This window comes from Natronorubrum aibiense (assembly GCF_009392895.1).
Taxonomy (GTDB): Archaea; Halobacteriota; Halobacteria; order Halobacteriales; family Natrialbaceae; genus Natronorubrum; species Natronorubrum aibiense.
Map to the genome: position 1 here is coordinate 540,175 of NZ_CP045488.1, position 10,754 is coordinate 550,928.

6 protein-coding genes are annotated in these 10,754 nt (G+C 65.4%); 5 read left to right on the forward strand and 1 reads right to left on the reverse strand.

Annotated features, from left to right (window positions below; all coding sequences use genetic code 11):
* Positions 1 to 160 precede the first annotated feature (160 nt).
* The 4 genes from GCU68_RS02775 to GCU68_RS02790 all read left to right on the forward strand — a co-directional run bounded on the left by GCU68_RS02775 (position 161) and on the right by GCU68_RS02790 (position 7,681).
* A complete protein-coding gene (locus GCU68_RS02775; RefSeq protein WP_152938937.1) occupies positions 161 to 2,377 on the forward strand; it encodes a PD-(D/E)XK nuclease family protein in 2,217 nt (738 codons plus the stop codon).
* On the forward strand, positions 2,370 to 3,422 hold the full coding sequence (locus GCU68_RS02780; protein WP_152938938.1) for a PD-(D/E)XK nuclease family protein: 1,053 nt from the start codon (positions 2,370 to 2,372) through the stop codon (positions 3,420 to 3,422). The genes GCU68_RS02775 and GCU68_RS02780 overlap by 8 nt, the downstream gene beginning before the upstream one ends.
* The gene (locus GCU68_RS02785) at positions 3,415 to 7,095 is read left to right on the forward strand and encodes a UvrD-helicase domain-containing protein (RefSeq protein WP_152938939.1); all 3,681 of its coding nucleotides are present in this window, start codon (positions 3,415 to 3,417) and stop codon (positions 7,093 to 7,095) included. Before GCU68_RS02780 ends, GCU68_RS02785 begins: the two co-directional genes overlap by 8 nt.
* Positions 7,096 to 7,171: 76 nt before the next feature.
* Complete coding sequence (locus tag GCU68_RS02790) at positions 7,172 to 7,681, forward strand: 8-oxo-dGTP diphosphatase (protein WP_152938940.1); 510 nt, start codon at positions 7,172 to 7,174, stop codon at positions 7,679 to 7,681.
* Positions 7,682 to 7,925: 244 nt separating this feature from the next.
* On the opposite strand, the gene GCU68_RS02795 is transcribed toward GCU68_RS02790, so the two are convergent.
* Positions 7,926 to 8,897, reverse strand: a complete 972-nt coding sequence (locus GCU68_RS02795) for a quinone oxidoreductase family protein (RefSeq protein WP_152938941.1) — start codon at positions 8,895 to 8,897, stop codon at positions 7,926 to 7,928.
* A 132-nt stretch (positions 8,898 to 9,029) separates the two neighbouring features.
* Between GCU68_RS02795 and proS the strand changes: the two genes are divergently transcribed.
* Positions 9,030 to 10,511, forward strand: a complete 1,482-nt coding sequence (proS, locus tag GCU68_RS02800) for a proline--tRNA ligase (RefSeq protein WP_152938942.1) — start codon at positions 9,030 to 9,032, stop codon at positions 10,509 to 10,511.
* Positions 10,512 to 10,754: the final 243 nt, after the last annotated feature.

The following is a 10,754-nucleotide window of genomic DNA, read 5'->3' on the forward strand; positions in this document are numbered from 1 at the left end:
CGATTGTTCCCATGGGTCGTGATAAGGATTGGCAAATCGGCAGCGACAGCGAAACGACGACCCGCATCGGCGAGTCGAGCGAGACGCGACCTCGAGTTCGGCCCTCGTCGCGCCGCAGGTTTAAATACGAACTCGGCCATACAGAGGGACAGATCAACTGATGGCGTCCCCGCCGTTCCCGCTCGAGGGCACGTGCAAACTCCTCCCCGAGCCCGTCCCGAGCGACGCGTTGTTCGATCGTCTGGCCACGGAGTACGCCGCCCTCGCCGACGAGTACGGCCCCCGGAACGTCCTCGTCCTGAAACGACATCCGGCGGGCCTCGAGTCGCTGACTGACGCCCTGACTGGCGTCGACGCGACGACCGACTCGCCGCGATCACCGCGCGTCGAGTCGCTGCCGGAGCACGCCTCGAAAGTGCTCGAGGAGTACGACCCGACGCTCGATCGCCTCGAGTACGAGGAGCGTATCGAACTCATCTCGCTGGTGATCGACGGCGCTAGCCGTGACGTACCGGACTACCTCGAGCGCGCGGCGAGTCACGAGAGCTTCGCCCGCGACGTCGGGCAACTGCTGCTCGAAGCGACCCGACAGCGGCTTCGGCTCGACGAGTTCGACGCCGCCCCCCACGACTGTCTGGCGTTTCTCTACGCGATGAACGATCGCTTCCACGCGGAACTCGACGACCGCGGATACGTCGAACGGGCGGACGTGATCCCACAGGCCGTCGACCTGCTCGAGTCGGATACGGACGGCCTGCGCGGCCGAATCGGCGATTCGATCGACGCCGTCCTCGCCGTCGAGTTCGAGGAGTACCGACGGCTCGATCGGCGCTATCTCGCGGCGCTCACCCGTGAGACGGACCTCGTCTGTCTCGGTGAGCACCACGCCAGCGTCGAGCGGACACGCGTCGAACCCGGTCGCATCGAGGATCACGTCGGCGACGGTCTCGAGATCGAGCACCTCGATGCGCTCGCGGAGACAGACGATGGAGACCCACCACACCGAGCGATAACGCGATTTCTGGCTACGGGGGACACGCCCGCGTCGGACACGGCGAACCAGCCGTCCGGACGGACACGCCGAATCCGGGCTCGAACCGCCCGCGAACAGGTCAAACGCGTCGCCACCGAAATTCAAGCGCTTCGCGACCGCCACGACTGGCGATACGACGACTTCGCCATCGCGGTGCCGCGGATCGAGCGGGTGCCAGAGACGCGATCTCAACTCCGTGAAGCCGGCGTGCCGACGGCGACGATCGGCACGCCCTCGCTCGCTGAGGACCCCGCCGTCAACGAACTATATGCGTTCGTCACGTTGCAGTGTGACCTCGAGCGAGGCGGTGATCGGCTCGATCGACTCGTCGCCGACGACGCTCGCACGGCGGACGATCCCCGTACGGTCGCGATCGAGCGCCTTCGGGCTCGCGTCGACGACTTCTCGCCCGAGCTGCTCGCGTCGTGTGCCGGCTCGAGCGTCTCTCGGTCGCTCGAGCGCTGGCTCCATCGTGCGGATCTGAAGGGGCGAATCGCCCGCGAGGAGACGTGGGTCGACGCGCGCGAACAGTACGAAGGCGTTCGTCGCGTGCTCGAGATCGCCCGGTTCGTCGAAGAGACGGATCTCGTCGGCCCGGACTGGCAGGGGTTGCGACGGATGCTCCGGCGGACGATCCAGTACGACGCCCCCTACGTCCACGCGGTCGAGACCCAGTCGCCGACCGGCGGCGTCGCGGTCTGTGCCGTCGACGACCTGAAATACGACTCGCGGGAAGCCGTCTTCCTGCTCGATCTGATCGACGACAACTACCCCGGCGAGCAGTTTCTCACGCAGCTGTTCCCGACGGCGTGGCTGCGCGAAATGCCGTCGTATCCGGCCGTCACCGATCCCGCTCCCGCCGAACTGACGGCGACGTTCGACACCGTCGCGCCCGACGGCGTCGGCGACCCGTTCGAAACGTACCACGCCCACCGGTCCCGGCGACGGCTCGCTCTCGCATCCCGGGCCGCCCGAACGCGCCTCTACTGTTGTTCGTACGAACGCGGCTCCGGCGGTCTCCGGCGAACGTACGACGAGTCGCGCTACCTGCACCTGCTCGACGCGACACCCGGCCTCGAGCTCGCGGCCGTCGACGACGAACCGACGGCGGCGATCCACGGCGAGACAAACGCTCTCGAGGCGCTGCTCGCCCATCCCCACGGCGAACTCGAGCGAATCCTGCGGGAGGCGAGTACGGGCGGCGAGGCCGACCTCGGGACGACCGAAGAGCTGTTCGAGGAGATCGCAGTCGTCCTCGAGGAGGGCGACATCGACGACGAACTCGCCGAGGCGGTTCGCTCGCAGTTCGAGTTCGCCGCGGGAGAGGTGGTTCGGAATGACTGAGCACGCACGCGACGACGAGACGGACGCGACGAAACTGACGGTCGACGGCCTCGAGACGTACCTGCACTGTCCGCGCCAGTACGAGTTCGCCCACGACCACGGCCTCGCCGGCAGCGACGACGACACGACGATCGACGACCGCGTTGCCCTCCTTCGGGCGGCGATCTGTGACGGGCTTCGGGATGGTGAGACCGACCACGGGGTCCTCGTCGACGCCATGCAGGACCGGCTCGAGGCGCTGTGGGCCGACCACGACGAGCCGTTTCACTCGCTGGCCCAGCGTCGCCACGAGCGACGGGTGCTCGAGGCAACGCTCGAGGCGTACGTCGACCGCGTCGGCGTCGACCACGCGAGTGGTATCGAGACGTTGACGGCGGAGACCGACCGCAGGGCGCTGGTCGGCCCGGAAATCGAACTCTCGAGTACGGTGTCGGTCCCCGGGCCGGACGGGAGCGACGAGACGCGAGTTTCGATCGAGTCGACCGTCGACTACGTCTACGCCGATGGCTCCGCGGTCGTCGGCGTCCGGTTCGTTCCGACGCTCAGATCGCTCGGCCTGCTCCGCTACCGATCGGACTGGGAAGGAGCCGTCGCCGAGCAGTTCACCGACCACTTCGACCCCGAGACGGACGTCTTCGAACCGGCATTCGTGGGCGCGCTCTTCGAAACGGCCGTCATCGTCGGTGGCCTCCGGGCCCGCTGTGAGCAACTGGGACTCGAGGACCGAACCTGCCGGTACATCCAGGTGCCGCTGGCTGACCGCTCGCGGACGGCCGTTAATTGGGCCAGCGAAACCGTCGAAACGAGCCTCGAGGAGGTAGATTTGACCGACGCCTACATCGACCACCACACGTTTGGCATGACACACGAACACCGCAACCGAACCGTCGACGACCGGCTGGCGACTGTTGCCAGCCAGCTGGCCGCGGGCGAATTCGAGCCGACTGATCGCTGGGACGAGATTGCGAGCGACGTCTGTCCGAACTGTGAGTACAGCGTCTGCTGTCAGGAGTACATCGCTCAGGAGGTCCGATTCGATGGGTGAACGCCGGCCAGCTGCCGTCGACGAACCGAAAGGGAACCAGCAGGCCGTCATCGACAGCCGAGCGGCCTGTACCTCCGTCGACGCCGGCGCGGGGACGGGCAAGACGACGACGATGCTGCTGCGGATCGAGCGGGCGATCGACCGGGGCGACATCGACCCCGACGACGTCCTCGTACTGACGTTCGCGAACGAGGCCGCCAGCAGTATCCGCGATGCGGTCGCCGAGCGCCTCGATCCCGAGGCCGCAGCGGCGATCGACGTCTACACCTATCACTCGTTTTGTTACCGGCTGGTCCGCGAGTACGCCTACTACCTCGGCTACTCCCCCGAGTTCGACGTGATCACAGAACGCAAACGGCGGCGGATCGTCGGCCGACTGCTCGCCGGCAACGACTACGACTTCGCGGCCGCGTCGGTACGCGGCGACGGCTCGCCCGAGGAGCTTGCAGCCGACGTCGACCGGTTCATCCAGTCGATGAGTCAGGAGGACATCACGCCCGACCAGCTCCGAGCCGCGCTGCCGGCCGTCCGCACCCTCGAGCTCTGTAACCAGTTCGTGCTCTGGCTCGAACGCCGGGCGCGAGCCGACCTCTCGTTCGACAACGAGGCGCTTCGCTACTTCAACAGCGACGACCACCTCGAGGCGGCCCGGGAGTCGCTGGTCGGCTACGGCAAACTTCTCGAGTACTGTCGTGAGCAGATCGCGGAGGCCCCGGCGGCGTTCCGCGAGGACGACGTCGTCCGTGACGTCGATCGATACCTCCGGGTGTTACAGGACTGTGTGACGACCACGATCGACGTGCTCGACCTCGAGGACCCGACGACGAAACAGCTGCCGCGGGCGCTGTTCGGCAACGAGATCTGGCGGACAGCGACCGAACGGATCGAGCAGAGCCCGTTCGGGCGGTTGAAACACTACATCGAGTTCCTGCGACTCGCGCGCCACTACACCGACGTCTACGCCGACTACCACGACCACCTCGAGCGCGAACGAACGCTGGATTTCGACGAACTGGTGCGAACGGCGACGGAACTGCTCGACGACCCCGAAATCGCCGCCGAAATCACGAGCCAGTGGACGCAGGTCTACTGCGACGAGTTCCAGGATACCGACGAGACGCAGTTCGCGCTCATCACCGAACTGACGGACGGTCCCGACAGACCCGACTTACTAGCAATTGGTGACAAAGATCAAGCAATTTACGGCTGGCGGGGCACCGACCGGGAAGGGCTCGACAGACTCGCCGACGCGTACGACGACCACGAGGCGATCGAACTCGAGCTCAACTTCCGCTCGCGCCAGGAGATCCTCGATCTGACGAATCACTGTGAGTACGGCCCCCAGTCGACGAAGACGCTCCGCGAGGACGGGCGCACACCCGGAGAGTACGCGACCGACGACGAGGAAAGCGACCGCACAAACGGGCCGCCGGACCGCGTCGTCAAGATCGAAAGCGACGAGATCGACCGCTCGACGGCCGAACAGGTCGCAACGACCGTCTCGCGGCTCCTGAACGACGACGCAGAAAATATCCCCCAGCGCACGCTCGAGGACATCGCGGTCATCGTGCGGACGAACCGCCATGCACAGGCGGTCGCCGACGAACTGCGAGACCGACAGATCCCCTACGAGATTTCGGGCACCCCACGCGGCGAAATCCAGCCGGGAATCCGGACGCTGCTGTCGTATCTGCGCGTGCTCGTCGATTCGGACGCCGATGCCCATCTCCGCCGCGTGTTGCTCTACCGGTACCGCCTCTCCGAGAGCGACCTCGCGACGCTGCAGGGCCAGACCGGATCGCTGTACGATGCCGTGATGACGATCGATTCAGCGACCCTCGAGTCTCCCGACCGCCTCGTGCGAGCGCGCTCGCACCTCCAGACACTTTCGACGTATCGGGACGTCTACCCGCTGTCGGGCTTTTTCAGCCGGTTTCGTGAACTGACGCGGCTCGAGTGGTTCCTCACAGCGGCGGAACGAGACGAACTCGAGCGCGTCGAGCGCTTCGTCGAGGCGTACACCGCCGACTCGGTGATTCAGACGCTGACGCCACGCTTTGTCGACGCGCTGGAGGGCACGCTCGAGGGGACCGGCACCGACCGAACGCGGGGGACGCAGTCGACCGATTCGGTCGACGTGATGACCGTCCACCAGGCCAAAGGCCTCGAATTCGACACTGTCCTCGTGCCCTACCTCTCCGACGAGGAGTGGTGTGTCGAACGTGATTACGCCGAGCGGGCCCAGTACCGGCTGCTCGCGGCGGCACTCGACGACGAGACCGACTCGCCGCTGTGTGCCGACCTCGCGACCGAGACCGTCGGCGAGGAGTGGCGCGTGTTGCACGTCGCGCTCACCCGCGCCGAGAACCACCTGTTCGTCTTCGGTTCCGAGTACGACTACGACGGCGAGGAGGGCGAACTCGCGGCGTCGACCGCCGAGGCGTGTCTGGCGAGCGAAATCGAGTGGTCGGTCACCGGCGAACGGATGAACCTCTGGGCATCGCTGCGGGCGAGCTTCGAACGTGTCCGGGAGACGTATCCCGCTACCGTCATCGACCGAACCGACGAACTCGCGCTGTCGGCCAGCCGCAACCCCGGGACGATCACCTACTATGCCGGCTACGACGACCGCCGGCACGAACCCCTCGAGACGCGCGAGGCGATTCGGACGGTCCATCGGCTGGGTCGCTTGCTCCGCAAAGGGGCGTTGCTACCGGCAGCCGACGCGGCGAGTCACGGTCGCCTCGAGCGCGAAACCGAGGGAGTGACGCAGTCGGTGCCGAGCGGTCGCCGGGCATCCGCGCTGACGACCGAGACGGTTCGGTTCCCCGTCGAGACGCTCTCGAACGCGACCGAGCTGCCGGTCGCAATGCGCCACAGCTACACGGCGATGGAGACCCACGACACCTGTCCGCGAAAGCACTACCTCGACCACGTCGTGCGGGCAACCGACGATCCGCTGGCGTCGCTCCCCGACGCCGACCCAGTCGGCAAGACGGGCTCGCGGCTCGTCGGCACGCTCTTCCACGACATCGCCGAGGAGGCGTTCTACCGGGAGTATCGAACCATAGCGGAGTGGCGAACGGCCGCCATCCGACAGCTGACCGCGCGTGATCTACTCGAGCACCGCGAAGCCGTGTTAGCCTGCATCAGACGCTACTTCGAGGCGAGTGCGTCCGCGTTCGATGCACCGGTCGCCGACTGGGAGCAGGTCGCCGCGGAACTCCCCTTCACGCTCGAGGACATCGACGGCGTCACCGGCAGCCTCGTGGGCTACATCGACTCGATCCGGCGAACGCCGGACGGTGACCTCGCCGTCCTCGACTACAAGGCGACGGCCGAGCGGATCGACCCCGCCGACGCGACACAGTTAGCGCTGTACGCCCGCGCCTGCGAGCAGCGCTTCGACGAGCCACTCTCGGTCGTCGGCTACGTCTACGTCGGCGACGTCGACGGGCCGCGCGTCGACCTCATCCACCCCGACGACCTCCCGCCGTGGTCGGTCGTCCGCGAGACGCTTACCGCAGTCGACGACCCCTCGCTCGAGGAGACGACGCCGGGCGAGCACTGTCAGTACTGTCCGCATCGGTCGCTGGGCTGTGCGCCCGAGGAGTACACGAACGCGGGCGGCGCGCCCGACGACGTGGACGCCCGCCTGCAGCCGAGCGAGTGACTGACCGCGGCGCACTCGGGCGTGCCGCGCTGGGCCGAGCGAACACCCTTATCCTACCGCGGGCGAACGCTGAGATATGCGCGAGACGACGCTGTGTTTTCCGATGCGGGAGAGAAGCGACGATGGGACGGAGGTGCTCTTGATCGAGAAGCGACGTGGCCTCGGTGAAGGGTGGTACAACGGCCCCGGCGGGAAACTCGAGGCCGGCGAAACCCCGCGCGAGTGTGCCGTCCGGGAGACCCGCGAAGAGGTCGGTCTCGAGGTCGAACCCGGTGCGCTCGAGAAGGCGGGCGAACTCACCTTTCTGCTCGACGGCGAGGCACACACGTTCTGTCACGTCTACCGCACGCGGTCGTTTACTGGCGAGCCAACCACCTCGGACGAGGCGTATCCCGAGTGGGTCGCGGTCGACGACGTGCCCTACGAGCAGATGTGGGACGACGACCACCTCTGGCTTCCGGGCGTCCTCGAGGGAAAGACCGTCGCCGGCGAGTTTCGATTCGAGGGCGGGAAACCGCTGGACAAGGCCGAATTCGTCGGGCACGATCTCGAGTGGGGTGTCTCGTTTGCAGCCGGTCAAAAATAGAAGAAATGGTTATAAATAATATTATTCTCTACAGTAGTGTCAACTAATGGTAGACATGTTCGAAATGATGAGTGGGATACTCAATGCACTCACATATATCGGAGCCGTTGGTGGCCTCATGTATATTGCTGACCGAATGGGGATATCGCTCCGCATTTCGGACGAAAAGTAGTGTATCAGAACAGACTGCTGTCGAAGCGTTGGTCGACAAATCGAAGCGTGAAAACGTTGGTCGAACGCCGAGTTAGGGTTTGAGCACGACTTTGCCGGAGCTCTTGCGATCCTCGATGTACTGGTGGGCCTCGGCTGCGTCCTCGAGTGCGAACGACTCGCCGACGATGACCTCGAGGTCGCCGGTCGTCAGCCCCTCGGTGAGTTCGGGGACGGCCTTCATGATCCGACTCGGGTCGTGGGTGGCGGCCTGACCGAGGTGGAAGCCTGAAACGGTCTTGTTCTCGAACAGGAGGCGGCGATTTTCGGCTGCGGCTGGAACGCCGCTGGCGACGCCGTAGGTGACCATGCGGCCGAAATGGGCCATCGCGTCGAGGCTGCGTTCGAAGACGTCATCACCGACGCTCTCCAAGACGAGGTCGACGCCCTCGCCGTCCGTTTCGTCGTCGACGACCTCGCGGAAGTCGGTCTCGGTGTAGTTGATCGGATGGTCGCAGCCCAACTCGGCGGCGAGGTCGAGCTTTTCCTGGGTGCTCGCGGTGCCGAAGACCTCCGCGCCGTGGTTCGAGGCGAGCTGGACCGCGGCCGTTCCGACCCCGCCCGCGGCGGCCTGGATCAGGACCGATTCGCCTTCCTCGAGGCCGCCCCACTCGAACAGACAGCTGTGGGCGGTGAGAAACTGGACGGGGAAGCCGGCGGCTTCCTCGAAGCGCATCCCCTCCGGAATCGGGAAGAGCATCTGGGCGTTCGCGGTCGCGTACTCGGCGTAGCCGCCGCCGTTGAGCATCGCGACGACGCGGTCACCTTCGTCCAGGTCGACGTCCTCTCCAGTCACGTCGATCGTGCCCGCAGCCTCCATGCCGGGGACGTATGGCGCGTCGGGACCGCCGGGATAGACGCCGCGGCGTTGCATGATATCCGCGAAGTTGATTCCCGCCGCTTCGACCTCGAGGCGGACCTCGCCGGCCCCCGGTTCCGGCAGGTCGGCGTCGACGACTTCGAGTTGATCGCTGTTGCCGTAGTCGGCTACCTGGATCGCTTTCATGCCCAGTTCTGTGTGATACACCTGCATAAAGCTCCGAGAACCGGAGTGAACGGACGGGCCGTTGCTCGCCCCGTTTTCAGGGTGGATCTGCCTTCGCATGGTTTAAGCCCGCGCTGACTGCATATCGACACAATGAGCGACGAGAGTCAAGAACTCGGCATCACCGAGTCGAAATCGCACAAGCCCGGCGACTGGTACGCCGAAGTCGTCCAGAAGGCAGGTCTCGCGGATTACGCCCCGATGGGCGGCTTCATCGTCACGAAACCGCGCGGCTACGCGCTGTGGGAGGGCATTCAGGACGCTCTCGACAGCGAGTTCAAAGCGACCGGCGTCGACAACGTCTACTTCCCGATGTTCATCCCCGAGAGCTTTCTCGAGCGGGAGAAGGACATCGTCGAAGGATTCGACCCCGAGGTTGCGTGGGTGACCCACGGTGGCCACGACGAACTCGAGGAGCGCCTCGCCGTCCGACCGACCAGTGAGTCGATCATCGCGCCGTTCATGGCCGACTGGACCCGCAGCCACCGCGACCTGCCGCTGCGGCTCAACCAGTGGTGTTCGGTCGTGCGCTGGGAAGCAACGGAGACGAAGCCGTTCTTCCGGACGAAGGAGTTCATGTGGCAGGAAGGCCACACGGCCCACGCCTCGAACGAGGGTGCCTGGGAGGAGGTCTGGACCCGACTCGGCCAGTACGAGAGCCTCTACGAGGACGTGCTGGCGATTCCGGTTCTGCGCGGCAAGAAGCCAGAACACGACAAGTTCCCTGGAGCCGACACCACGACAACGGTCGAGGCGCTGATGCCCGACGGCAAGTCCGTCCAGGGGGCGACGAGCCACAACCTCGGGCAGAGTTTCGCGGAGGCGTTCGACATCACCTTCGCCGACGAAGACGAGGAAGAGCGAACGGCCTACACCACCTCGTGGGGGCTGTCCTGGCGAGCGATCGGTGCGCTCATCATGACCCACTCCGACGATCAGGGGCTCGTGCTCCCGCCGACGATCGCGCCCACGCAGGTCGTCATCGTCCCCATCTGGCAGGAGGACACGAAAGACGACGTCCTCGAGTACTCGCAGAACATCGCCGACGAACTCGAGGCGGCCGGATTCCGCGTCGAACTCGACGACCGCGACGAGCGCAACCCCGGCTTCAAGTTCAACGAACACGAGTTAAACGGCGTGCCGTTGCGTCTCGAGATCGGCCCCTACGAGGTCGAAGACGAGGAGGTCACGCTGGTTCATCGCCCGGACAACGAGGAGGCCGTTGCGGACCGCGCCGAGATCGTCGACGCCGTCGACGAGCATCTGGACGAGATCTTCGACAAATTGTACGACGCGGCCGAAGCGAACCTCGAGGAGAACGTCCGCGAAGCGTACAGTCCGGAGGAGATCCTCGGCACGATCGGCAAACACGGCGGCTACGTGAAGACGTCGTGGTGTGGCGACGAGGCCTGCGAGGAGGCGATCAAAGAGAAGATCGCCGCTGAAATCGTCATGCAGCCGCTCGAGGACGAAGGCGGCAGCACGGCCGGCGAGGTTCCCGAACCCGACCACGACGAATGTGGCGTCTGTGGCGACCCCGCAGACGAGATTGCGTACTTCGCGAAGTCCTACTGACCCCGTCACGACGATAGCGACGCGTCAGTGACGATTTTTTGTTAGATAGTGGCACACCAGACCCGAGCCGCTGGTGAGGGCAACTCCGAGAGAGCGTGGTAGAGTGTTACAGCCAGACCTAACTCTTTAACCACATATTGCTTATGGGTGGCAAGATAATGAAGAATCGTGGTGTTCACTCTGGTGGGTGAGCACTACGTGCCTCTGACACTTCTGCCCACACCGGGCAGTCATTTCGGTTCG